The following is a 23,958-nucleotide window of genomic DNA, read 5'->3' as shown; positions in this document are numbered from 1 at the left end:
CTGAACGGGACGCGAGCAGACCACCGACCAATCCGTCTTGCTCACACACGACCGACAGTTCTGAGTAGCGAGCGGCCGTCCGTCATGATCTCGTGGCGGCAATGCTCAGGGCAGCACATCGGCCGGATGCTTGTCGCGATGCTCGACATATTCGACGCGTGTCTGGTCCGGATGCAGCACCAGCATGTTGCGGCCGGTCGGGACCGGCTTGGGAGCCTCCAGCACCGTGGCGCCGACGCGGGGGAGATGAGCGGCGAACGCGTCGACGTCATCGACCAGAAACGTCAGGTGCGTCGCCGTGAACGGCTTCAGGCTCTGCTCCGTCCCGGCAATGAACAGGATCGAGGCGACCTGCGCGAGCCTGAGATCATATTCCGGATAGTCGAAGCGAAGGCGCGCCATCTGGCCGATCAGGGCTTCATGGAAGGCAACGGCCTCATCCAGACCGTCTAGCGGCAAGTAACGTCTCGCGAGGATATTGAGTATCTTCATTGCCAGGTCCTCATGGTGCCCTCATCATGTCCTCATGTGTTGCTGCGGCCGCGATCCGGCTCGGTCAGCCGACGCGACAAGGCGCGCCGCCGCTTGCGCAGCACCGCGATCGCCCGATCGATCTGGTCGAGCTTCTGCTGCATCACTGCGGAGCAGTTCACGCGGGCGCCGCGCCGGCCGCCTTCCAGCGCGCGCAAGAGATTGCGAAGTTCGCGGGTCGAGAACCCCGAGGCGATCAGGTCTCGCACCCAGGCGGCCCGTTCGATTTCCGCCGCGGAGTAGCTTCGGTAGCCGTTCGAAATCCGCTGCGGCTCGATCAGGCCCGCCGCCTCATAGTGCCGAAGCACACGGGCACTCACGCCAAGATGGCGCGCCGCCTCCTGAATCCTCATCGCGATCTCCTGTCGAGGGTCGGCCTAGCACCTTGTCATTAACGTCAATGTCAAGCGCAGTGGCGGCCGCAGGGGCCAAATGTCCCGGCCTGCCTGATCTGGCCGGGATGGCCAATCCGCTTCCCGCGACATATCGTGGCGATCCGCGGCCGAATCTGAGGCGGATCGTTCATCGCCGGGTCATATGAATCCGGCCATCGTCAGCGCTGCGCCCGGAGGGGCGGCACATTTGCGGAGGAGGTTTCGGATGGTGAGGGGCTGGCGGATTGCGGCATCGGCGCTCGCTGCTGTCGCGATGGTTGCAACGCTGGGCGTTGAGGCGAACGCGGCGCAGTGCGGCAACGGACCTGGCGGCTTCGAATCCTGGAAGGAGCAATTCGCCGGCGAGGCGAGGGCCAAGGGCGTCGGCGCCACCGCGATCGACGCGCTGATGCAGTCGCATTACGCCAGCGCGACGATTGCCGCGGATCGCGGCCAGCGCAGCTTTGGCCTGTCGCTCGAGCAGTTCATGGCCAAGCGGGGCTCTGCGACCATCGTGGCGCGGGGCCGTTCGCTCAAGCAATCGCAGGCGGCGTTATTTGCCTCGATCCAGCAGCGTTATGGCGTGCCGCCGGGACCGCTGATCGCGATCTGGGGCATGGAAAGCGGCTTCGGCAGCCAGCGCGGCAACCAGAACATGCTGTCGTCGATCGCAACCCTTGCCTATGACTGCCGCCGTCCGGAATTCTTCACCGACCAGCTCTATGCCGCGCTGAAGCTGATCGACCGCGGCACGCTCTCGGGAAGCACGCGCGGTTCGATGCATGGTGAGATCGGCCAGACCCAGTTCATGCCGAAGAATGTCCTCGCCTATGGCACCGGCAATCTCGACGTCGCCGCCAACGCGCTGAACTCGACGGCGAACTTCCTGCGGGCCCATGGCTGGCGCGCCGGCGCCGGCTATCAGCCGGGGGAACCCAACTTCGCCGCGATCGAGGCGTGGAACGCCGCAGGGGTCTATCAGAAGGCGATCGCGATCATGGGGCGGCAGATCGACGGCCAATGAGCGCACGGCCAAATTCTTCACATCCAGGTTCCTTCACCCCCTGTTAAGGCAACGGTGCCCAGATCGTTTGCGGTGAAACGGAGCAAATGGAAACGGGCTCCATGCTCAAGAACGGTACCTATGCGGCGTGGTTTCGAACGTCGCTTGCTGATGGCACCGGCATCGTCCACGTGGCCGACGGCCGGCTGTGGGGCAGCGATGCCATCATGCTCTACAGCGGCACCTATGAGGTCGACGGCGAGCGCTTCTCCGCCGTTCTGACCACAAGACGGCACTCCGATGGACATGCGACCGTGTTCGGCACCGACGACCTCGTGGTGCGGCTCGAGGGTGTCTTCAGCGGTGCGATCGCGACCTGCACGGGCAGGGCGGATGCCGTACCCGATCTCGCCTTCGAGGTGACGCTGATTCCGAGCCAGGACGTGACGCCCGAACCGCCGCCGGATCTGCCGCTGCCGAAGTTCGATCCGAGCAGGCTTCCGAAGCTGCCGAAACGCTCCAGCCGCTGAGCCGAAGCGTTTTCGAGCGAAGCGGGTACCGGTTCGCGTGAAGAAAACGCGTCAAAAAGAATCGAGCACCCTGCTACGCGTCGCTGGGCCCAGCGGTCTCCGGAAACGGCGCGCCGGGGATGTAAACCTTGAGCGCGCGGATCTCGTAGACCGCCGACGGGTTGACGCTGCGCAGGTCGCGCGCCGCTGCGATCGCCGCCGCTTCATCGGCGCAATCGATCACATAGAAGCCGAGCAGCTGTTCCTTGGTCTCCGAGAACGGGCCGTCGATCACCATGCCGTGGCCGGGCCCGCGCAGCGTGCTGGCCTTGCGGGTATCGCCGAGCCGTACGGCGGGACCGAGCCGGCCCTTCAGCCGTTGATGGACCTCGCGCAGGCCCGTCATCACGGCGGCGTCCTCTTCGGCGGTCCACGATTTGACCTCGGCTTCGACGTGATAGGCCAGGATGGCATAAAGCATCTATGTGCTCCTCATTTCTGATGCGGCAGGCCGAAGGACGTCTCGCGGCAACCCACGCCGACATTTCCCTTGTAGCGGACGGGATCGTTTTTGTGGTGCGACAAGGTATCCCGCGAGCGCCGCTGGCTGCCGCGCGGGCTCGGCATTTTCGGCCTCTGATTCGATGTCCGCGTTTGGGGCAGGGGGGCGTTAATCGCTCAGTCCGGACCGCAAAAAAGGCGCGGCGGAATCGCTCCCGCCGCGCCCCGTTTTTGTTGTCTCGCTGGTCAGGGCTGAGAGCGCCCCGATGCCAGGCTGATTACTCAAAGCCTAGCGGGCGATCCCAGCGAGGTGACAGCGCTTAAGACAAGACACTAGATCACCTCCTTTCTTTGTTGATGGGACTCACAATATAGGCGGCGAATCCGCCGCTGTTAAGGCCGCCGTCCGGCCCATCCGCGCCAGAAACCGGCCGGATTTATAGAAATATGCTCCGTTGACCGGGGAATTGGGACGCGAGCCGAACCAGTTGAGGCGGCCGTCCGGCCGTGTTAGGTGATCGCCTGACGCGGGTGTAGCTCAATGGTAGAGCAGCAGCCTTCCAAGCTGAATACGAGGGTTCGATTCCCTTCACCCGCTCCAGCCTTTTTATGGACTTGGCGATAGGGGCGGATTTGTTCTGACAAGTCGGGCTGCTTTGCACGTTCCGATGCTTGCTTTCCGAGCGACTGTTTCGCGTGCCGCTTGAGACGCTGCCGTATTTCCGGTGTTGCTCGATGTGCGAGGTCATCAAAACCGAGCATCTTGACTTGGAGAAGAGGTATCGAACGCGCGTGCGGAAATCGGCGGCCGTGGCGCAAAAATGGGTCCCCCGGACCACCCAACCCTCAACGGGCCCGCAATGCCTCATTTGCCCGTTCGGCGGCTTGGCGGAGGACGGGAAGAAATCGCCTGATCATTTCCTCTTTGGTCGCCCGGCTCGTCGGCGCAACGACCTTTATTGCAGCGATGACGCTGCCCTGGCGATTCCTGAGCGGCACCGACACCGAACGAACACCCTCTTCATATTCCTGATCGCCGAGCGCCCATCCATTTTTTCTCACCTCGTTCAATGCCTTCCTCAACTCGCGCGGGTTCGTGATCGTATGTCGGGTCCGCGCAGGAAGGGGCGTATCGAGAAGATAGCGGTCAAGAACCAGCGGATCCAAATAGGCGAGCAGCACGCGGCCAAGTGAGGATGCGTTCGCTGGCACGCGCGATCCCACGCTCAAGGCCGCATTGACAACCCGGTGTGCTTGAACGCGACAAACGTAGACAATGTCCGGCCAGTCGAGAACACCCACCGTGCATGACTCGTTCAACTCATTCACGACCTCTTCCACGAAAGGCTCGACGGTATCCCAGACATCATTCGACGCCAGATAGGCGAATCCGAGATCGAGAACTTTCGGCCGCAATCCGAAGCGCTTTCCATCGTGCTCCGCATAGCCGAGGTCGACGAGCGTGAGCAGAAAACGCTGTGCAGTGCCTCGGGTCAGGCCCGTGCGGCCGGCCACTTCGCTGACCGTCATGGAAGGGTGCTCGCGATCGAATGCGCGCAGGATTTGAAATCCCCGTTCAAGGCTTTGCACGAAATGAGCCGGGCGCTCGTCTTCCTGAACCGGTCGACTGACCGACACGGCCTTTGCCACTTCTCTGGGCATGTGCCTGCCTTCTCTCGTGGAACCTGTTTCGTTATGCCGGTGTTTCGACCGAAAGGCAATGTCCGTATAGCGGACAAATGTCCGTATGGTTGACAGGTTGCGGCTAGTCTGCGACCTTCTTCGCGTGGTTGATCGCCTTGGTGCTAATAGGCAGCCGCGAAGGAGCATCATCATGTCGTCTTTCGGGACCGTGTTGTTGACCGGAGCAGCCGGAAAAATTGGCCTTCGACTGCGGGAGTTTCTGCGCCCGCCTATCCGGTTGCGCAGCACCGACATTCTCGCTCTCGACCCGCCCCGGGACGGCGAGGAGACGGTGCGCTGCGACCTTTCGGACCCGCTCGCAGCACGATCCGTCGTCGCCGGTGTTGACGCGATCGTCCACATGGCGGGAATCCCGCGTGAAGCGCCAATCGAACAGATTGCGTCAGCCAATCTCATCGCAACCTATAACGTCTTCGCTGCGGCTCATGCGGCGGGCGTGAAGCGGGTTGTCTTTGGCAGCACCAACCATGTCGTTGGGTTTTATCCGGTTGAGCAATCGGTGGATGCATCGGCTTTGCCTCGCCCCGACACCCTATATGGCGCCAGCAAGGTCTTCGGTGAGGCCGTCGCGCGCCTGTTCTGGGACAAGCACGGAATCGAATCGGTTTGCATCCGGATCGGGTCTGCGCTGGACAAACCGACAAACGTTCGTCAGCTCAGCACCTGGGTGAGTTACCGTGACCTTGGTGAGCTTGTATGGCGTTCGCTGGTGGCTCCACGGTCTCGGCGCCATGTCGCGCATCAGACCCACGCCCGGCCTGCACATCGCCACCATCTGGGAGGGCCTTACACCAGAGCCCGTCATGGTGGAGGCCGTGTTCCGATGAGCTCGTCTCGCCAACGCTCACTTGTGACCGCCTGAGCGTGGCGCAGACGCATGCCGCGGAAGGTTTATCCCTTGTCGAAACCAACAGCCTCCGACTACGTGCGCGGCTCGCTTTACGGCCTTGCGGCCGTGAGCATCTGGGCGTCATGGATCGTGGCCGCGCGGCTTGGGCTCAAGACAAGCCTCACACCCTGGGACATCACGGCAATTCGTTTCGGTGTCGCTGGATCGATCTTGCTGCCGCATCTGGTAAGGAAGGGCCTTGCCGTCGACCGCCTGGGGGGCGTCGGACTAGCAGCGATTGTGCTGGGCGGTGGGGCACCGATGGTGTTGGTGTCCTACGCTGGTCTGCTATTCGCACCGGCGGCACACGCCGCGTCTCTGTACACCGCTCTGATACCCGTACTTGTTGCGATCCTGGCCGCCGTCGTGCTGGATGAGGCCTTCACCGTCGCCAAGCGGATCGGGCTCGCCCTGATCGTTATCGGCGTCCTCGGCATCGTTTGGGGCGCGGGCGGTACGATCGGATCACGGCAGAACATCGGCCACGCCCTGTTCATCGCTGCGGGCATGTTGTGGGCCTGCTACACCGTGGCCATGCGGAAAGCGAGATTGGAAGGGCTTCACGCTGCTGCTATTGCAGCGGTCGGGTCATTGGTCACTTACGTGCCGGTATACGCCATCATTTCCGGGACCACTCTCTTCAACGCGCCCTGGCGTGACGTCGCGCTGCAGGCCTTGGTTCAGGGAGTTCTAACGCCGGTGATTTCGTTCTGGCTTTACGGAGGCGCGGTGAGCATTCTTGGCGCTTCGAACGGCTCGGCGTTCGCGGCCCTGTCCCCGGTCATGACGACGCTGTTGGCCATCCCGATCCTCGGCGAACGGCCGGCAACAATCGACTGGATCGCAATGCTGCTGATTTCGGGCGGTGTCTACATTGCCAGTGGAGGCCATGGGGCTCGCAAACGCCATTCTGACAACGAGAAACTTTGTAGTGATCTCGATGGGCCAAAAACGCCGAAAATGTCAGAGCGACCTTTGAAAACACTATAGTTCTTTGAGACTTCCAAGCTGAATACGAGGGTCCCTTCACCCGCTCCAAGCAATTTCAGTGATTTGGCGCGAGTTCTCGATCTCATTCCGACAACTGTTGAAGTCATTTCGGCAACCGGGCTGAATGCCTTTCCAAATTTGCCGGTGTTTTCAGCCCGTAAATCGCAGTGTCGCCGTGGTGAAGAAGCCGGCGCCCGGGCCGGCTCAATCGCTCGCAGGCTTGTCGAGAAAGGTGTACAGCGCCCGAATTCTCCCGTGCTCGAAGATCGCGACGTCCATGCCTGTGACGACAGGCGGAGATCCGGCCGGTCCGAGATACCACCGCAAGCGGCCGAGATCGTGGTTCACCTCGGCAGATCCCGTCGCGCGAAACACAAATCCGGGAGCGTCCTGGAGAATACGCTCGATCTTCGCGTTCAGAGCGTCGCGGCCAACGATTCGTTCCCCCGCTTCAAAGAACGTGCAATTCGCAGTGTAGATCTCGGCGATTGCGACCGCTCGGCGCGCGGAATCTGGCTGCCCGAATACTTCGTGCAGGTTCCTTTGCATCAGAGGACCAAGTGTGTCGCTCATAGCTGACCCTCCTGTTCAGAACATGCCGTTAGGGTTGGCGCGCGACACGTTCGGCGCGAGCCACGGAGCCGAGTTTTTCGGGTCACCGACGAGCTGCAAGGTGTCCCAATGCTCTATGGCCTTTCCGTCGGCATCCATCTTGTAGATGTCGACGCCGGCGATCCCCGTATCGTTTGGATCGTCGTTGAACAGATTCAGAAAATTCACGTGAGCCCACACATAGTCGCCGACAGCGATGATCTTGTGGACGACGACGCGCGCCTTGGCGCGTTCCCGGGTGATCTGGCCGAAGAACTGCCCCAGCGCCACCGGGCCGTTTGCAATGAGCGGGTTGTGCTGGACGTAGGCGGGGCTGATGAACTCGGCGACGAACTCCTCCGACTTCTTCTGGTTGATCACCAGATCATAGAACTAAGGATGCTGGCCTTGTTGCGAACGGCGCGGCTGTCATCGGAATCAAACAGCTCGATCATGGGTAACTCCTCTTGCGAAAAGTGGATTGGCCGGATGGCCCTAGCCGAGGCCGACGATCTGAAGGCGGAGCGTATCCAGTTCATCGTCGGATTTCTCGCGAGCGGCTCGGAGCATCTCATCGGCGTCCGCGCCGACCGGCGCGCGACTTGGTGCGGGCACCTGCTCGGCGAGTTCGATTACGCGCCTGGCCGCCAGGACGGAATCGAGCCCGCTGCTCTGCATGCCATTGAGTGTGGTTGCGAACGTGTTGAAGGACTCTCCGTACAGTCCGCGTTGTTCGGCCGTCATGTCGTCGGCAACACGTGCGAGCGCCGCCGCCGTTTTGGCGGGGCCGCCGGTCCTCATGTTGCCCGCAGCCGCCACGACGACGTCGACACCAAAGGACTTCAGTTCGGCGCGGTAAACAGCCGCAAACACCTCCATCGCCGCCTTCGACGCGCCTGACGGCCCGTTGAAGGGAAGCGGAACGCTCGCCGTCCAAGTACTGACCTGGACGATGCGGCCGCGTGCCGTCCGCAGCGCCGGCAGGAAAGCGTTCATGACCGACAGAGCCCCGAACACGTTGACGTCGAACTCGCGCCGGATGGCGTCGAGCGGCAGAACCTCAATCGGGCCCGGGGTCAGGATGCCCGCATTGTTGATCAGGAGATCAAGGCCGGAAGCGCCGAGCGCGTCGGACACGCCGCCCGCCCAGGCCTTCACGGCCTGCTCTTTGGTCATGTCGGAGACGGTCAAGCTCACACGCCCGCCGGAGGCGTCCTTCAAATCCTGGACCTCTGCGCCGGACATGGCCGTGCCAAAAACGATATAGCCCTTGGCGGCAAGTCCGAGCGCGATATCGCGGCCGAGGCCGCCGCCCGCGCCGGTGACTGCGGCGGAGCGACGCGAATGTTCAGAAGGGCTCGGCATATGATCTCCGTTTCAGCAGGCGGTGCGTGTGCGCGGCGTTGTCCGCTCTCACCGGGTTTATGGTGTCGTTCCGAAGCGCGATGCGCTAGCCTCGCGATCTGCCTAGCAGTGTCGCGGAAAGCGGAACGCCGACAATGGATATCGAAGACCTGCGGACTTTTGTCGAAGTGGCCGATGCCGCCGGAGTGTCGCCGGCCGCACGCCGGCTCGGCGTCTCGAAGTCGATCGTGAGCCGGCGGCTGTTCCGGCTGGAAGCTGAACTGGGCGTCCAGCTTCTCGCACGGACAACTCGCGGCGCTGCACTGACTGAGGCCGGCGTCACGTTCCGTGACCACGCCGCTCGGGTCTGCGCCGAAATCGATGTCGCGCGGGAGACGATCCTGCCCGCCGGGGACCTGCGGGGCCGCCTGCGCGTTGCAGCGCCGCTGACCTTCGGCCCAACGCTGTTGGCGCCGGCTTTTGCGGAACTGGCGCGGCGCCATCCGCTGCTTCACGTGCACACGTGTTACAGTGATCGCTTCGTGGACCTTGTCGGGGAGGGCTTCGACTGCGCCGTACGCGTTGGCTATCTCAGCGATTCAATCCTGATGGCGCGGCGCGTCGGACCAATCCATGGTGCCCTCGTCGCGAGCCCGGATTACATCAGGGAGCATGGCGCTCCCGAGACGCCGGATGAGCTACTCACGCATCAGGCGCTCATGCAGGGCACGGAAACCTGGCAGTTCATCGACGGGGACAAAACAATCTCCATTCATCCGCAGGGGCGGTTCAAGGCGGACAACGGCACTGCTCTCGCCGTCGCCGCTGTAGCAGGGCTCGGTATTGCCTGGCTTCCGCAATGCCTCGTCGAGGACTATTTGGCTTCCGGCGCCCTTACTCCGGTGATGACGCGCTATCCTCCGCCCACAGCCGGAGTGTTTGTCGTCCGGCCGCCGGGGCAGCACCCCGCTCGAAAAGTCCGAGTCCTCACCGAGTTGCTGATCGAGCACTTCGGATAGCGGGCTTTTGTTGTCCTATTTGGTGCGGCTTCGCCTTGGTGCTCGAGAACCAAGGGGATCACGGGAGTCGGGGAGGGACGCGGCTTTCGAAATCGCCGTCGCACGCCTGAGCGCGCGAGGCGGTTGGCCGTAGATCCGCAGGAAGGCGCGCCGCATGCGGTCCTTGTCTCCAAAGCCGACCTTGCGGGCAACGATGTCGATCGGCTCCGTTCCCTCCTGAATGCGCGGAAGCGCCGCTTCGGCACGCAGCCGCTCCACGACCCGGGCGGGCGTATCTCCGGTCTCCTTCAGAAAAAGACGGGCAAACTGCCGTGCGCTGATCCGGGCAGCCGCGGCCATGCGGTCGACGGGAAGCGGTTCGTGCAGGTGCTCGCGCGCAAAATTCAATGCATCCCTGACGCGATCGGATGAGGGCTCCAGTTCAAGCAACGTCGAAAACTGCGATTGTCCGCCCGATCTGCGATGATAGACCACCATGTCCCTTGCAACGGCCTTCGATACCTCGATCCCGAAATCGTCCTCGATCAACGCGAGCGTCAAATCGATGCCCGACGTGATCCCCGCCGAGGTCCAGACGTTGCCATCCCTCACGAATATCTTGTCCGCATCGACGCGCACGCGCGGAAACCGCCTTTGCAACCCGGCGGCATATCGCCAATGGGTCGTAACCGATCGCCCGTCGAGCAGGCCGGCGGCGGCCAGCAGGTAGGCTCCCGTGCACACGCTCGCCACGCGCCTCGCCCGTGGAGCCAACTTCCCGATCAGCGCGACGGTGTCGGCATCACCGTCGACGGCGCTGTCGGGGGCGCCTCCCACGATCAGGAGTGTGTCAACGGATCTGCCTCGCGAAGCCTTCAAGGTATGGATCGGCACACCCGATGCGCTCGTGATTGTGCCGCCATGAACGGAAATCGCCTCGATCCGATAAGGAGCACGATGAATCTCCGACGCCAGATTGAAGGCGCATAGGGGACCGCTCAGGTCCAGCAACTCGAAGCCCGGGAACACCAGGACCGAAACACGTCGGTTGATCTCCGCGGACATGAGATTCCCTACAGCGGACATTGCGCAGAACCGGCACTGGCCCGGATGGCAGGATTTGCCGTTTATATGTCATTTCTGACATGGGCATTCTCAGCTAGCTTGCGCGGGATTTCAACGCGAATTCACAAATTCAGGCGAACGAGGTAGCGATGAAGGTACTGGCGCTTGCTTTTCCTGGCTTCAAATTCATCGACCTGGCCGGTCCGATGCAGGCCTTCATGATGCTTCCGGGATTCTCCTCGCAGATCGTGTGGCAGGACAAGGGCATCGTCGATTCCGACGCCGGTGTCAGCGTGCAGGCGACGGAGGATTTTGGAAGTTGCTGGAAGGATCCGGACATCCTGTTCGTCCCTGGCAACACACTCTCTCTTTTCAAGCAGCTGCAGGACGACCGGACCCTCGACTTCATCGCCGGTGTCGGTAGTCGCGCCACGTGGATCACAAGCGTGTGCAACGGCTCGCTGTTGCTTGGCGCGGCCGGACTCCTGAAGGGATACAAGGCGGCCTCCTACTGGTACACGCGGGAGCATCTCGCTCTGTTCGGCGCAATTCCGACCGACGCCAGGTACGTCATCGACCGCAACCGTGCGACGGGCGGCGGCATGACTGCGGGGATCGATTTCGGCCTTGCCATGATCGGCCAAATCGCCGGAGAGGCCGTCGGCCGCGTCGCCGAGTTGTCATTTGAGTACGCGCCGCAACCTCCTTTCGGAACCGGGCGTCCCGAATTGGCCGATCCTGCAACATTGGCTCACACGACAGAAATCGTGAAGCAGCTGATGCCGGTTCAAGAGCTGGAGGGCGTGAGAGCCCGCTGCCTGACGATGGGAAGGCTCTAGAAGGTTGCGGATAGTCTGTGGTGTAACCGTTGTTCTTCAGAAGGATGCGCGTCATGCAGCAAATCTTCATCGAGCTCTATAACTACCGTCCCGCCTGGGCCAAATGTCCCGAAAGCGAGAGAACCGATTTCGTGACGAAAGTGGCCGAGGCGGTCAAAGGTCTGAAGTCCGCTGGTGTCGAGGTCGTCGCCTATGGCTTGAACTCTCCCGCGACCGATCGTCGTGCTCCGTACGATTTCTTTTGCGTCTATCGTGTACCAAACGTCGATTTTCAGCGCAAATTTGAGCGGCAGGTCGCCGCGTCGGGCTGGTACGAATACTTCGAGCAAGTGAATGTCAGCGGTGACGCGGACGACTTTGAAGCCGTGCTGCTCGGAAATGCCAGGATGGTTCGACCAGCTTCGTCCTGACGCAGGCCGGGCATCCGTCGTCAGAATAAGAGAATACGGAATAATCGCTCTCAGCTTCCCGAGATCGCGCGATGGACGAGTGCGATGACCTCGTCAGCCTCCTGTTCGGTGCTGTCGAAGCGGGCCACGAACCGGATCACGTCATGGCCGCGTCGCGCGAATTGCAACCCGTTCGCCGCGAGCCGGTCGATGGCCAAAGCGGGCAGGTTGACGAAAACCAGATTGGCCTCCACCGGGGCAACCAGCCGCACGTCGGGCAGCGCGGCAAGACCCGCTCCAAGGCGGGCGGCTACGGCATTGGCCTTGGCCGCGAGCCGTAGATAAAGGCGATCCTCGATGTAAGCGAGCAGCTGCGCAGACGCGAAGCGCATCTTTGAGAAGGTCTGGCCGGCACGGCGAAGCCGATAGGACAGGGGTTCGACGAGATCCTGGTCGAACACCACGATCGCATCCGCCGACATCGCCCCGTTCTTGGTCGCCCCGAACGACAGAATGTCGACGCCGGCGCGCCAGGTCATGTCGGCCGGGCTGCAGCCGAGCCGCGCCAGCGCGTTGGCGAACCGGGCGCCGTCCATGTGCAGCGACAGATTCCGGTCGTGGGCGATGGCTCCGATCTCGGCGATCTCGGCGAGGGAGTAGATCGTCCCATATTCGCTGGCCTGAGTGATCGACACCGCATCGGGCTGCGAGCGGTTGCGGACTCCCCAGGCCGCCCGGCCCAGCGCCTCGCGCAGGCTCGACGGTTCGATCCGAAAGTTCCGGCCGGACATGGCGACGAGCTTTGCGCCGCCGGTGAAGGCTTCGGTGGCGCCGCCTTCCGCGGTATGGATATGCGCCTCTTCGTGACAATAGATGGCGCCATAGGGGCGCACGCAGCTCGCGAGTGACAAGGCATTGGCCGCCGTGCCGGTCGAGACCGGGAATACGGTGACCTCGGTCTCGAACAGCTCCGAGAAACGCGCATTCAACAACTTCGAATAATCGTCGTCGCCATAAGCGGCGGCCGGGCCGCGATTGACCTCAGCGATCGCCCGCAGGATCTCGGGGCTGACCGGCGCGACATTGTCGCTGCGGAAATTCGCGAGCGTCCGGGCTGCTTCGTTCATGCCGTCCTGTCCTGCCGTCATATCACCGTCGTTTCCTGCTTGTTGATGCGCCGGTTGATCAGAAGCAACGGGATTGCGGTGACCAGGATGAGCACCGCGGCCGCGGCGGCCGCGAGACCCGCGCCGGTGCCCTCGATCGCATGGTACATCACGACGGTCGTGGTGACCCAGCCGCTCGCATAGAGCACAATGGTCGCGCTCAACTCGGATGCCGCGGTGATCCAGACCAGCACCAGCCCGCCGACAAGGCCGCTCGCCATCAACGGCACCGTCAGCGTCGCGAAGGTTTTGGCCGGCGAGACCCCGAGATTGATCGAGGCTTCCTCGAGCGAGGGATCGAGCTGATGCACGATTGCCGAGGACGACCGGATCGCGAAGGGCAATTTGCGCACGACATAGGCGATGACCAGGATCAGCCAGCCGCCCGTCAGAACCAAAGGACCGCTGTTGAACGCGATGATGAGCCCAATCGCCAGGATCGTGCCCGACACCGCGAACGGCACCATGCCGACGAAGTCGAGCAACCCCGACAGGCGGGAGCGGTGCCGGGCCACGACATAGCCGATCGGCGCGCCGATCAGCATGGTGGCGACGGCCGCGATGCTGGCGAGCGTCAGCGTGTTGATTAGCGGCCGATAGGAGCCCGACAGCAGGGTCGCGTAATTGCCCAATCCGAACTCCCAGGTCAGGACGGGGCCGCGGAAGCGGAGGAGGGAGATCATCAGTACCGCCGCGAAAGGCAGCAGCGAGGCGATCACGATGCCCCAACTCACGACCGTGGCCACGAGCCGCAGTCCCGGCGTCAGCGGCAATTTCGCGGGCGCGCTGCGCGCATTGGTCGAGAAACGGCGCTTGCCGAGATAGTGCCGTTGCACGAGAAGCGCGAGCGCCGTGCAGGCGATCAGGAGCACGCTGAGCGCGCCACCGCGGCCGGGTTGGCGTCGGATTCGCCGGCGAAGAGCTTGAAGATGTCGACGGCCAGGAACGGCCGGTCCTCCGCCAGCACGGCCGGCACGCCGAAATTCTCCAGCGCCTCAATGAACACCAACAGTCCGCCGGCAAGGATCGCCGGCATCACGATCGGCAGCAGCACGGTGCGGATCACATAGGGCCGTGAACCGCCGAGATTGCACGCTGCCTCCTCCATCGAGGCGTCGACGGCCTGGAAACCGGCCAGCACGGGCATGACGACGTAGGGATAGAGCGTCAACGTGAACACGATGACGATGCCGGGCACGCCATAGATCGAGCCGATCGGGATGCCGATCCCGCGCAATGCGGTGGTGACGACGCCGGCATGGCCGAACAGCAGCACCAGCGCATAGGCGCTGACGAACGAGGGCAGCACCAGCGGCAGGGACGCAAGCGTCAGCAGCAGCGCGCGGCCCGGTATGTCGATGCGGGCAAGACAGAAGGCGAGCGGGATGCCGATCGCGCATGCGAAGGCCGTCGCGAGCGCGGCGCAGAACAGACTGTTGCCGATGCCGAGATAGTAGCGGCTCTTCACAATCGCCGCATAGTTCCCAAGCGTCAGGCTGCCGGTGCCGTCGACCCGTACGCTGGCATCCAGGACGAGCGCCAGCGGGTAGAGCAGAAACACCGCGAGCAGCACCAGGGCCGCCAGCGTCACGATGGTGGCAAAGCGTTTCATGGCGCCGGATACGCCGTGATCTGGGCAGGGTCGTAGGCAAGGGTGAGCGGCGCGCCGGGCGAGACATCGAGCGCCTGGCCGCCGAGCGCCGCGATCCGAATCTGGGTGCCGTCCGGCAGGGGTGCGTGGAGACGCTGCATTGGGCCGAGAAATTCGCGCAGCGCCAGACGCGCTTGCACAAGCGGGCCACCGGAGCCGTCGCCCAGCCGCAAGGCCTCCGGCCTGACCGACAGCAACACCGGTGCACCTGGCGTTGCGACTTCGCCTCTGACTGAGAACTCCGTTCCTGCTGCCGCGACATTGGTGTTGCGGCCGTCGAAAGCTCCCGCGATACCCGGCACCATATTGGTCGAGCCGAGGAACTCGGCGACGAAGGCGGTCTGCGGCATCCGATAGATGCGCTCCGGCGTGTCCACTTGCTCGATCTTGCCGTGACGCAAGACGGCGATGCGGTCAGAGATGGCGAGTGCCTCCTCCTGATCGTGCGTCACGTAGATCGCAGTCAGACCGAGCGCCTGCTGCAGCTGTCGGACCTCGATCCGCATTTCGGTGCGCAGCTGCGCGTCGAGATTGGACAGGGGCTCGTCGAACAGCAGTACGGCGGGTTCGATCACGAGCGCGCGGGCGATTGCCACCCGTTGCAGCTGACCACCGGAGAGCTGGTGTGGCGAGCGGGGAGCGTAGCCTGCAAGGCGTACCCGCTCGAGCGCCTTGTCGACGCGCGATGCGATCTCGGCAACCGGGACCTTCCTGGCCTTCAGCCCGTAGGCCACGTTTTCGGCGACGGTGTGGTTCGGGAAGATCGCGTAGTTCTGAAACACCATGCCGGTGTCGCGGCGATGCGCGGGCAGAGCATCGATGCGCCGGTCGTCGAACGAAATGGAGCCGGATTCGATATCGACGAAGCCTGCGATCATGCGCAGCAGCGTCGTCTTCCCGCAGCCCGAAGGCCCAAGCAGCGTGAACAGCTCGCCATGCTTGATGTCAAGCGAGATGTCGTCCACGGCCCGCACCGCGCCGAAGGTGCGGGTCAGGTTTTCAATCCGGATCCTGGTCATCGGATCAGCGCGTGTTCTGGATCGTGGTCTTCAGCCGCGCGAGCGTGTCGCGCCGGGCTGCTTCCCATTTGACGTCGTCATAGGGCAGCACCTTGATCGCCGAGAAGGGCAGCATCCCGGGTGCGACTGCCTCGAGCTCGATATCCTGACGGGCAGGGCGCCGGAAGGTCGCTTTCAGCAGCATTTCCTGGACTTCCTTGCTGGCCAGATAGTCGACCAGCCGTTTGGCAGGCTCCGGGTTCGGTCCGCCTTTCAGGACGGCTGCGCCCTCGACGCCCGCATATGTGCCCTCGGCCGGATAGGCGACGCTCACCGGTGCACCATTATGGGCCCACAGAAAGCCGGCATATTCGAGCGTGATGCCAAGCGGATATTCGCCGCTGCCGATCCCGTCGAACACCTGGGTCGAGCGGTTGAGCACCTTCGCATTCGCAAGCAGCCCGTCCATCTTGGTCCAGGCTGCGTCATCAGCGCCCCACAGCGAGAGAAGCGTGGTCGCGGCCGCATATGAGAATCCGGAATTGACCGGGTCGGTAAAGGCGAGCTTGCCCTTCCATTTCGGATCGAGGAGGTCGGCCCACGCTTTGGGCCCGCTGGCCTTGTCGATCGCCTTGGTGTTCTGGCCGATCACAACGACCTGGATGTTGGTACCGAGCCAAAGGTCGTTTGGGTCACGGAATTGGGCCGGAACGGCGTCGCGGCCCTTGGCTGGGTAAGCCTGAAGGTGCGGGCTCGCCAGCCGCAGCAGCGTCGCACTGACACCCCAGATCACGTCGCCCTGCGGATTGGCGGCCTCGGAGGCGACGCGGCGCACCAGCACACCTGATCCGGTCGAGACCACGTCGACTTTAATTCCTGTCGCCTTGGCGAAGCCTTCGGCGACAAGCTTGTTCACGGTGTCGTCGTTGGCCGAATAGAGCACGACGCTCTGCTGGGCCGAGGCCAGCCCAGCCGCGAACAGCGATGCCGCGAGCGTCACGACTCGGGCGAGGATGGGGGCAGGAGATCTCATCGTGGTTCGCCCTTGCAGGTTCAGCGGTTGCTCATGTGGTTGCGACGAGGTACTCGGTGGCCGACTTGAGCCCGGCGCCGGGCTCGATCGGCAGGCCGAGTTTCGTGAGTGCGTCTTCGAGATGCAGAAGGTCGGTCAAAATGGTCCCCGCGCTCAAAGCACCCATCGTGCCAAACCGGATGACGCGGCCTGACAGACGGTTGCGGGCGCCTGCGATCACCGTGCGGTGATCCTGGTAGAGCTGTCGCACGATGGCTCCGCCTTCGTGCCCGTCGGGGACCTTGAAGACCACGACCGTGCTCGAGCGCGGCTCTTCGCGGCAAAAATCTGCAAGCCCGAGCGCCGCGCCGCCGGCGCGCAGCGCGCCCGAAAGCTTCTTGTGGCGCGCGAGTACATTGGGGAAGCCTTCCTCATGCATCATCGTCAAGGCCTCACGCAGGCCATAGATATGGCTGACCGGCGCCGTGAACGGGGTCTCGTTCTGCTCCGCGGATTTCAGCGCGCGACGGAAATCCCAATAGAACACGGATCGCCCTTCGTCCTGCCCGATCACGCGCCACGCCTTGGCGCTCACGCTGGCAAGTGCGAGGCCGGGCGGGCACATCAAGGCCTTTTGCGAGGCCGAGACCACGATGTCGACGCCCCATTCGTCCTGCCGCATCTCGATGCCGCCGAGACCGCTGACGGAATCTGCGATGAGCAGCGTTGGCCGGTCGCGCATAAGCGCGCCGAGCGCCGCGAGATCGGCCACGATCCCGGTCGAGCTCTCATTGTGCACGACGACGACGGCGCGATAGGCGTGCTCGCGCAACTGAGCCTCCACCGCGGCGGTATCGATCGGCTGGCCCCACTCGATCGCGACCGTGTCGACGGTGATGTTCATGGCCTTGGCGATCGTGGTGAAACGCTCACCGAATTGACCATGCTCGATCACGAGGATCCGGCTGCCCGGTCCGGCCACGTTGACGAGCGCGGCCTCCATGACGCCGGTCCGGAGCTGGCAAAGAACAGGACGTGGTTCGTCGTGCCCAGAATCGGGCGGATCATCTCCTCCGCCTCGCCGATCGCAGTCCGGCATTCGGGACCGCGATGGTTGACCATCACTCGAGCCATCGCCTGGCGCACCCGCTCGGGCACTTCGGTCGGACCGGGAAGCCTGAGACGGTAGCCCGTCGAGGCGATGGCGGAACGAGTATCTGTGGTGGTCATAGTTTGAAGTCACCGTTCTGACGCATGTAGGGAACGAGGCCGCCCGCGCGCAGGATCGCCAGCATGATCGGCGGCAGCGGTTCCGGGCTGAGCGTCTCGCCGCTGCGTTCGTTGCGGATCGCGCCGGTGCCGTCGGAGCTCAGGATGTCGCCCTCGCGAATCTCGCCGGTATCGCAGACGAGCGGCAGCAGGCCGTTGTTGATGGCGTTGCGGTAGTAGGTGCGTGAGAAGCTTCGCGCCATCACTGCTGGAATGCCAGCCCCGAGCACGGTCGTGACGGCGACTTCCATGGCCGAGCCGCAACCAAAATTCTTGCCCGCCACCAGGATGTCTCCGGGCTGCACTGAGGCCGCGAAGGCCGGGTCGACATGCTCGAACAGGAATTGCCTGAGAACGGCGGGGTCGAGGCTCTCGCGCTTGCGGGTCGAGCTGATGATGGAGTCGGTGTTGACGTCGTCGCCAACCAGTCGCGCGCGCCCTCGCAAAACTGTCATCGCGACACCTTGCGCGGATCGGTCACGACACCGCGTGTCGCGGCGGCTGCGCAGGCGGCCGGCGAGGCGAGGTAGATCGATGCCTTGGCGTTGCCCATGCGGCCCTTGAAGTTGCGGTTGGCGGTCGAGATCACCGAAACCCCGTCGCCGGGGATCACCCCGCAGGTCCCGCAGCAGGAGCCGCAGCCCGGCTCGACCACGGTCGCGCCGAAGCCGACCATGGCGTCGAGCGTGCCATCGGCCGCCATGGCGTCGCGGACCTCGCGCGATGCCGGCGTGACCACGAGCTGCACGCCGGGCGCGACGCCTCCACCCGCCTCGAGCACGGCGAGGGCCTGATGGAAATCGCGTAACCTGCCGCCGGTGCAGGTGCCGAGATAGACCATCTGCACCGGCGTGCCGGCCGCATCCTCGAGCGCCACCACCTGATCCACCAGATGCGGCAACGCGATCTGTGGCGTCAGGGCGTCGAGCGCGATCTCCACGGTCCGGCTGTAGCGCGCATCCGGATCCGCTGCGACCGGCTCGAAAGCCTGGCCGGTGCGGCCCTGCAGATAGGCGACGGTTTCAACGTCGGCCGGGAAGATGCCGGTCTTCGCTCCCATCTCGACCGCAAGATTGCTCAGGACGAGGCGGTCCTCCAGTGCGAGCGTGGCGACACCCGGTCCCGCGAATTCGAGTGCCTGATAGGCGGCACCGTCAGCGCCGAGCACGCCCGCGAGCGCCAATGCGATATCCTTCGCGTAGACGCCGCTCGGCAGTTGTCCGGCCAGAACGACGCGGATCGAATCCGGCACCCGCAACCAGATCCGGCCGCACAGCATGATGGCGGCGAGATCGGATGAGCCGATCCCGGTCGCAAAGCAATTCAGCGCCCCGTAGGTCACGGCGTGGCTGTCGGCTCCGACGACCAAGCCGCCCGGCAGCGCGCGGCCCGTCTCGACGATGAGCTGGTGGCCGATGCCTTCGCCGGCCTCATGCAGTGTGACATCGAACCGCTTGGCGAAGTCTCGGATCACGCGGTGCAGTTCGATCGTCTGCGGGCTCGTCGGCGGCACATAGTGGTCGAGCGTAAACACCAGTCGCGTGGGATCGCGTACGCTCTTCCCGCCCATCGCCTTGAAATAGTCGAGCGCCATCGGGACCGAACCGTCGGTGCCGAGCGCGCAATCGACTTCGCAGACCACGAGGTCCCCGGCGCGCGCATCCTGCCCGGATTTTCGAGCGAGGATCTTCTCGGAGATCGTGCGCCCGGCCATCGCTAGACCTCTGGCATCTCGCAACCGAGACGGCGGAGCGAGGCGTCGACCCAGCTACGATCGAGCGTACCGGCTTCGATCGCCGCCATTTGCTTGGTCTCGGCGGCCTGCTTGGCTTCGGCGGCCTCGATCACCGCTCGGCAATCATCGATGGCGACGGCGAGCACGCCATCGTCGTCGCCCAACACCAAATCGCCGGACTGGATGACCATGCCGCCGATCGCGATCGGTCCGTTGATCTCACCCGGACCGTCCTTATAGGGACCGCGATGGGTGACACCCGCGGCGAACACGGGAAGGCGGTTCGCGCGGATGGCGGCGGCATCACGGATCGCACCATGGACAACGATGCCGGCGACGCCGCGCCGGGCCGCCTGCGCGAGCATCATCTCGCCGAAGATTGCGTTGCTGAGGTCGCCACCGGCATCGACCACGATGACGTCGCCGGCGACCGCCATGTCGAGCGCCTTGTGGACCATCAGATTGTCGCCGGGACGGGTCTTCACGGTCAGAGCGGGACCGGCCATGCCGCCGGCCGCATGCATCGGCCGGAGCGCGGCGCCGCCCGAGGTCATGCGTGACATCACATCACTGATATTGGCGACCGGAAGGGCGCGGGCGCGCTCGACCAATTCGCCTGCGACCACGCGCCTGCGGGAAAGGATCTTGAACCCTACGGCCATACCGAACCCCATTGAAAATGGAACGCCGTTACGCATAGTGTAATGGCGACGCGCCGAGGTCAACCCGGAATCGGCAGGACAGGGGATTTCGATGCCCAAGACGCAGGGGGTCGCCGCCGTGCAACGTGCGCTGGCGATCCTGGATACCTTCGCTGGAGCCGGGTCGCGCAGCCTGGCCGACATCGCCAGGATCACGGGTTTGGCGAAGCCGACCGTGATGCGCTCGCTGGTGTCGCTGGATGAGGCCGGCTACGTCGTCCGCCTCAGCGACGGCCGCTACGCGCTCGGTGCAAAGACGTTCCAGCTCGGCACCACCTATCGGGCCAATTTCAATCTCGAACAGCATGTGCTGCCGGTGCTTCAGCGGCTAAGCCAGGAAACGTTGGAGAGCAGCGCGTTCCACGTGCGCGAACGCGATAGCCGGCTCTGCCTGTTTCGGGTGGATTCGCCCCAGCTCGTGCGCGATGTCGCGCGGCCGACAAATCTCGCACCGCTCGATTTGACCTCGACGGGACAGGTGCTGCAGACGGCCCACTTTGCGGATCGCATGAATGACGGTGTGCATGTGTTCGTCAGTTCGGGAGTCTACGACGCCGTGACGGCCTCGCTCTCCACCGCCGTCTTCGGACACGACGGCGCGCTGATGGGTGCGATGACGGTGAGCGGCCCCATCGAACGCATCCGCCGGGCCGACCTGCAGGCGCTGGCGTCCCGCCTCACCGACGCATCGCATCAGCTCTCACTTGTGCTCGGTGCGCCATTGCCCCGGGAGGTGGGCGCGCTGCGGATCATCAGCCTGCCATCGGCGGAAACAGTCTCTCCGTAACGCCGCTCGTTGGATCGAACCTGACGCCGCGCGTTGGCGCTCACTCAGTTTTCAAGAGCGATCCGATGGGTTGTGAGGGCGGACGAGATTGTCCGCCCAGGCCGCTGCGATGTGCGTCAGCGCGACGTCCTGTTTGCGGTCGAGCAGCAGCTCGAGCACGCGCGGCGGCGTCAGCGGCAATTCCTGGACGCGCTTTCCCGTCGCATTTGCCACCGCACATGCCACGGCCGCACCGACATTCAGGATCGGGACCTCGCCCGCGCCCTTGGTGCCGAGAGGTCCGATCGACGGCGCGCCCTCGTAGAGGCTGATCTCGACCGGAACGACGTCCTGCGCCAACGGTACGCGGTAAGTCTCGAAGCCGTTCTGACAGACCCGGCCGTTGGCGCCGATCGTCACCTCCTCGTGCAGGGCGTAGCCAAGTCCCTGCACGACGCCGCCCTGGATCTGGCCATGGATCGCGCGCGGATTCAGCGCGCGGCCGACATCCTGGACGACGCGATAGGCGAGCACCTCGACATGGCCGGTTTCTGCGTCGACGGCGACCTCGCAGTCATGGACCGCGAAGATCGGGATGTCGATCGCGCCGATGAAGTGACCGGCAACGCATCCCGGCATCGCCTGTACGCCGGCTCCGGTGAAGGCGCCGGTGCCGGAGATCGGGCCGATCTGCGCCTGGGCGCGCGCCGCGACCTCGGCGATCGTGCGGCCGGACCCCGGCGCGCCGGCGATCTCGATCCGCCCCTCGCGCATCACGAGGTCGTCTGGCGCGGCTTCGATCAAGTCGGAGGCGACCTTGAGCAGCTTGGCGCGGACCTCCTGCGCGGCCGACAGGCTCGCGGCGCCGAGCGAGACCGTGGTACGGCCGCCGCCCACGCCGACATCATAGCCGGCGGCGTCGGTGTCGGCGGTGCGCACGATCACGGTTTCAGGCGGGATGCCGAGCGTGCTGGCGACGATCTGGGGCAGGCTCTGCATCATCGAGCCCGAGCCGATCTCGACGCCCGACGTCACCAGCGTCGCCGTGCCATCGGCATTCATGTTCACGGTCGCCGCTGACGGACCGACAAAGACGAACCAGGTGCCGACCGTGGTGGCGCGGCCATAGAGCCGACCATCTGCAAGCGCGCGCGGCGGTGCGGCCGGATCCCGCAGCGTGTCCATCCGCTCCAGCATCGGGCCGAGCACGTCGCCCTCGAACACCTGGCCGGTGGCGCCGAGATCGCCGTCGCCGAGCACATTGCGGCGGCGGAAGACAAGCGGATCCATGCCGATGCGTTGCGCGATCTCGTCGGTGTGCCGCTCCAGTGCGAAGGTGTTGTAGACGCCGTTGCAGCAGCGGAACGCGCCGTTCGGCGCAGTGTTGGTGTAGACCGCACGCGAGACCAGCCGCACCGAACCGAGCCGGTAGTTGCCACCGAGCGTGTGCGCGGTCATGGTGGTCAGGAAGATCTGTTCGCCGCCATATGCTCCGCAGTCCATCAGCACGACGGCCTCGCGTCCGACGATCTCGCCGTCGCGTGTCACGGCCGACCGGATGCGGATCTCGGCATTCTCGCGGAACAGGCAGGTCAGCATTTCCTCCTCGCGCGAGTTGACCAGCCGCACCGGCCGTCCGCTGGCGCGGGCGAGAAGCGCGGCGAATGGTTCAATCGCAAGATCGAATTTGAGGCCGAAGCCGCCACCGACCGGCGGCACCGTGACCCGCACCTGCGATGCGGGAACACCCAGTAGTCGCGCGGTCGCATTGCGGACGGTCCACGGGACCTGGGTCGATGTCTCGATATGGAAACGTCCGTCCTCATAGTCCGCGACGACCGCGCGCGGCTCGAAGGCGACATGGTTCTGGCGCCCGACGCGGAACGTGCTTTCGACGATCTCGACGTCGGTGCGCGCGAAGGCGCCATCGACATCGCCGCGGACCACGGTCGCCTCCCAGGCGACGTTGCCCGAGCGTGCGCCGCCTTCGAGCAGGATCTCATGCTCGCGCCAATCGGGATGAACGAGCGGCGCTTCGGGCACAAGCGCTTCGGACATGGTGAGCACGGCCGGCAGCGGTGCGATCTCGACTTCGATTGCGGCAAGCGCGGCCTGCGCCTGGGCGAACGTGCTGGCGGCCACCGCGGCCAGCGGCTCGCCGTCGTAGCGGATCACCTCGCGCGCGAACAATGGATGATCGGCGATGCCGATGCCGATCTTGCCGGGAGCGTCGGCGGCCGTCACGACGGCATGCACGCCGGGCATGCGCGTAGCCTTTGCGGTGTCGAGACGAACGATACGCCCCGCGGGAACGCTGGCGCGCAGCACCGCCGCGTGCAGCATGCCGGGCAAGTAACGATCGATGGTATAGCGGGTGCGGCCGCGCAGCTTGTCGCTTGCATCGCGGCGCCGGAGATCCATGGTCGCTGAAACATCGGCCATCGCTGCGCCTCCCATCAAGTCGCCGCGAGCGCCAGCATGGCGGCGTCGATAATCCGTTCATATCCGGTACAACGGCAGATGTTGCCGGTCAGCGCCGCGCGGATGTCGTCGCGCGTTGCGCCTGGTGTGGTCGTCAGAAGATGCGTCAGGGTCACCATCATGCCGGGAAAACACATGCCGCACTGAACGGCATCGCAGGTCTCGAGCGCCTGCTGGATCGGGTTGAGCGCGCCGCCGCCGGCGAGGCCTTCGACCGTGCGGATCTCGCAATCCTCTGCGAGCGCCACCGGCATCAGGCATGAGGGCGCGGGCTTGCCGTCGACCAGCACCATGCAGGCGCCGCAGAAACCTTCGCGGCAGACCGGCTTGGCGCCGGTCAGGTGAAACTCCTCGCGCAGGACGTCGACGAGAGGCGTGACGGGATTGGCGGTCGTGGCGAGGCGGTCGCCGTTGACGCTCAGGGTGAAGACCATGCCCGCTGCCTCCATCAT

Annotated in this window: 27 protein-coding genes and 1 tRNA gene; 9 read left to right on the top strand and 19 right to left on the bottom strand. The window is 64.4% G+C overall.

The genetic code is table 11. From position 1 onward, the window contains the following. Positions 1-105: 105 nt before the first annotated feature. Both HAP54_RS43400 and HAP54_RS43395 read right to left on the bottom strand, forming a co-directional pair. On the bottom strand, positions 106-459 hold the full coding sequence (locus HAP54_RS43400; protein ID WP_339156809.1) for a VOC family protein: 354 nt from the start codon (positions 457-459) through the stop codon (positions 106-108). Positions 460-524: 65 nt separating this feature from the next. Continuing rightward, positions 525-884: a MerR family transcriptional regulator gene (locus HAP54_RS43395; protein WP_166297514.1), complete on the bottom strand. Its 360-nt coding sequence runs from the start codon at positions 882-884 to the stop codon at positions 525-527. 247 nt (positions 885-1,131) lie between these two features. Between HAP54_RS43395 and HAP54_RS43390 the strand changes: the two genes are divergently transcribed. After that, the gene (locus HAP54_RS43390; RefSeq protein WP_166297512.1) at positions 1,132-1,929 is read left to right on the top strand and encodes a lytic murein transglycosylase; all 798 of its coding nucleotides are present in this window, start codon (positions 1,132-1,134) and stop codon (positions 1,927-1,929) included. Positions 1,930-2,030: 101 nt separating this feature from the next. Further along, entirely contained in the window at positions 2,031-2,438 is a 408-nt protein-coding gene (locus tag HAP54_RS43385; RefSeq protein WP_166297510.1) for a hypothetical protein, read from the top strand. 73 nt (positions 2,439-2,511) lie between these two features. Here the strand turns inward: HAP54_RS43385 and HAP54_RS43380 are convergent, their stop codons facing one another. Beyond that, complete coding sequence (locus HAP54_RS43380) at positions 2,512-2,898, bottom strand: YciI family protein (protein ID WP_029080230.1); 387 nt, start codon at positions 2,896-2,898, stop codon at positions 2,512-2,514. Between the two features lie 547 nt (positions 2,899-3,445). Here HAP54_RS43380 and HAP54_RS43375 point away from each other — a divergent pair. Next, a tRNA-Gly gene (locus tag HAP54_RS43375) sits at positions 3,446-3,519 on the top strand. A gap of 245 nt (positions 3,520-3,764) precedes the next feature. On the opposite strand, the gene HAP54_RS43370 is transcribed toward HAP54_RS43375, so the two are convergent. Further along, the gene (locus tag HAP54_RS43370; protein WP_166297508.1) at positions 3,765-4,580 is read right to left on the bottom strand and encodes an IclR family transcriptional regulator domain-containing protein; all 816 of its coding nucleotides are present in this window, start codon (positions 4,578-4,580) and stop codon (positions 3,765-3,767) included. A 172-nt stretch (positions 4,581-4,752) separates the two neighbouring features. Between HAP54_RS43370 and HAP54_RS43365 the strand changes: the two genes are divergently transcribed. Further along, the gene (locus HAP54_RS43365) at positions 4,753-5,484 is read left to right on the top strand and encodes an NAD-dependent epimerase/dehydratase family protein (RefSeq protein ID WP_166297506.1); all 732 of its coding nucleotides are present in this window, start codon (positions 4,753-4,755) and stop codon (positions 5,482-5,484) included. Between the two features lie 15 nt (positions 5,485-5,499). Continuing rightward, positions 5,500-6,501: a DMT family transporter gene (locus tag HAP54_RS43360; RefSeq protein WP_166297504.1), complete on the top strand. Its 1,002-nt coding sequence runs from the start codon at positions 5,500-5,502 to the stop codon at positions 6,499-6,501. Between the two features lie 204 nt (positions 6,502-6,705). Here HAP54_RS43360 and HAP54_RS43355 read toward each other — a convergent pair whose 3' ends face one another. From HAP54_RS43355 to HAP54_RS43345, 3 genes are all read right to left on the bottom strand, one after another. After that, the gene (locus HAP54_RS43355; RefSeq protein ID WP_210297460.1) at positions 6,706-7,074 is read right to left on the bottom strand and encodes a nuclear transport factor 2 family protein; all 369 of its coding nucleotides are present in this window, start codon (positions 7,072-7,074) and stop codon (positions 6,706-6,708) included. A gap of 15 nt (positions 7,075-7,089) precedes the next feature. Further along, a complete protein-coding gene (locus tag HAP54_RS43350; protein ID WP_224741536.1) occupies positions 7,090-7,473 on the bottom strand; it encodes a nuclear transport factor 2 family protein in 384 nt (127 codons plus the stop codon). A 114-nt stretch (positions 7,474-7,587) separates the two neighbouring features. Beyond that, positions 7,588-8,457, bottom strand: coding sequence for an SDR family NAD(P)-dependent oxidoreductase (locus tag HAP54_RS43345; protein ID WP_166297502.1), 870 nt, complete (start codon positions 8,455-8,457; stop codon positions 7,588-7,590). 134 nt (positions 8,458-8,591) lie between these two features. On the opposite strand from HAP54_RS43345, the gene HAP54_RS43340 reads away from it, so the two are divergent. Continuing rightward, on the top strand, positions 8,592-9,455 hold the full coding sequence (locus HAP54_RS43340) for a LysR family transcriptional regulator (RefSeq protein WP_166297500.1): 864 nt from the start codon (positions 8,592-8,594) through the stop codon (positions 9,453-9,455). Positions 9,456-9,470: 15 nt separating this feature from the next. Here HAP54_RS43340 and HAP54_RS43335 read toward each other — a convergent pair whose 3' ends face one another. Continuing rightward, positions 9,471-10,499 (bottom strand): GlxA family transcriptional regulator, encoded by a 1,029-nt coding sequence (locus tag HAP54_RS43335; RefSeq protein WP_175619309.1) that lies wholly within the window; start codon positions 10,497-10,499, stop codon positions 9,471-9,473. A gap of 149 nt (positions 10,500-10,648) precedes the next feature. On the opposite strand from HAP54_RS43335, the gene HAP54_RS43330 reads away from it, so the two are divergent. Both HAP54_RS43330 and HAP54_RS43325 read left to right on the top strand, forming a co-directional pair. Continuing rightward, positions 10,649-11,338: a DJ-1/PfpI family protein gene (locus tag HAP54_RS43330; protein WP_166297496.1), complete on the top strand. Its 690-nt coding sequence runs from the start codon at positions 10,649-10,651 to the stop codon at positions 11,336-11,338. Between the two features lie 53 nt (positions 11,339-11,391). Next, entirely contained in the window at positions 11,392-11,748 is a 357-nt protein-coding gene (locus HAP54_RS43325; protein WP_166297494.1) for a DUF6616 family protein, read from the top strand. Between the two features lie 50 nt (positions 11,749-11,798). On the opposite strand, the gene HAP54_RS43320 is transcribed toward HAP54_RS43325, so the two are convergent. The 9 genes from HAP54_RS43320 to HAP54_RS43280 all read right to left on the bottom strand — a co-directional run bounded on the left by HAP54_RS43320 (position 11,799) and on the right by HAP54_RS43280 (position 20,220). Further along, positions 11,799-12,854 carry a threonine aldolase family protein gene (locus HAP54_RS43320; protein WP_166297493.1) on the bottom strand — a complete coding sequence of 352 codons (1,056 nt, stop codon included), beginning with the start codon at positions 12,852-12,854 and terminating at the stop codon, positions 11,799-11,801. Positions 12,855-12,871: 17 nt separating this feature from the next. Then, positions 12,872-13,765, bottom strand: a complete 894-nt coding sequence (locus HAP54_RS43315) for an ABC transporter permease (protein ID WP_166297491.1) — start codon at positions 13,763-13,765, stop codon at positions 12,872-12,874. After that, positions 13,756-14,505, bottom strand: coding sequence for an ABC transporter permease (locus tag HAP54_RS43310; protein ID WP_166297489.1), 750 nt, complete (start codon positions 14,503-14,505; stop codon positions 13,756-13,758). Before HAP54_RS43310 ends, HAP54_RS43315 begins: the two co-directional genes overlap by 10 nt. Then, complete coding sequence (locus tag HAP54_RS43305) at positions 14,502-15,563, bottom strand: ABC transporter ATP-binding protein (protein ID WP_166297487.1); 1,062 nt, start codon at positions 15,561-15,563, stop codon at positions 14,502-14,504. Before HAP54_RS43305 ends, HAP54_RS43310 begins: the two co-directional genes overlap by 4 nt. A gap of 4 nt (positions 15,564-15,567) precedes the next feature. After that, positions 15,568-16,575 carry an extracellular solute-binding protein gene (locus HAP54_RS43300; protein ID WP_166297485.1) on the bottom strand — a complete coding sequence of 336 codons (1,008 nt, stop codon included), beginning with the start codon at positions 16,573-16,575 and terminating at the stop codon, positions 15,568-15,570. A 31-nt stretch (positions 16,576-16,606) separates the two neighbouring features. Beyond that, positions 16,607-17,557 (bottom strand): pyridoxal-phosphate-dependent aminotransferase family protein, encoded by a 951-nt coding sequence (locus HAP54_RS43295; protein ID WP_166297483.1) that lies wholly within the window; start codon positions 17,555-17,557, stop codon positions 16,607-16,609. A 223-nt stretch (positions 17,558-17,780) separates the two neighbouring features. Next, positions 17,781-18,278, bottom strand: a complete 498-nt coding sequence (locus HAP54_RS43290) for an alpha-IPM isomerase (protein ID WP_166297481.1) — start codon at positions 18,276-18,278, stop codon at positions 17,781-17,783. Next, entirely contained in the window at positions 18,275-19,537 is a 1,263-nt protein-coding gene (locus tag HAP54_RS43285) for a 3-isopropylmalate dehydratase large subunit (protein WP_166297479.1), read from the bottom strand. The genes HAP54_RS43290 and HAP54_RS43285 overlap by 4 nt, the downstream gene beginning before the upstream one ends. 2 nt (positions 19,538-19,539) lie before the next feature. Continuing rightward, on the bottom strand, positions 19,540-20,220 hold the full coding sequence (locus HAP54_RS43280; RefSeq protein ID WP_166307003.1) for an RraA family protein: 681 nt from the start codon (positions 20,218-20,220) through the stop codon (positions 19,540-19,542). A 91-nt stretch (positions 20,221-20,311) separates the two neighbouring features. Here HAP54_RS43280 and HAP54_RS43275 point away from each other — a divergent pair, with 91 nt between their 5' ends. After that, a complete protein-coding gene (locus HAP54_RS43275; RefSeq protein ID WP_166297477.1) occupies positions 20,312-21,046 on the top strand; it encodes an IclR family transcriptional regulator in 735 nt (244 codons plus the stop codon). A 51-nt stretch (positions 21,047-21,097) separates the two neighbouring features. Here the strand turns inward: HAP54_RS43275 and HAP54_RS43270 are convergent, their stop codons facing one another. Together HAP54_RS43270 and HAP54_RS43265 are read right to left on the bottom strand one after the other, a co-directional pair. Beyond that, on the bottom strand, positions 21,098-23,467 hold the full coding sequence (locus HAP54_RS43270; protein ID WP_166297475.1) for a xanthine dehydrogenase family protein molybdopterin-binding subunit: 2,370 nt from the start codon (positions 23,465-23,467) through the stop codon (positions 21,098-21,100). Positions 23,468-23,481: 14 nt separating this feature from the next. Next, a complete protein-coding gene (locus HAP54_RS43265; protein WP_248114362.1) occupies positions 23,482-23,958 on the bottom strand; it encodes a (2Fe-2S)-binding protein in 477 nt (158 codons plus the stop codon).

Source organism: Bradyrhizobium sp. 2S1, assembly GCF_011516625.5.
GTDB lineage: Bacteria > Pseudomonadota > Alphaproteobacteria > Rhizobiales > Xanthobacteraceae > Bradyrhizobium > Bradyrhizobium septentrionale.
This window is presented reverse-complemented; position numbering and strand designations above follow the sequence as displayed.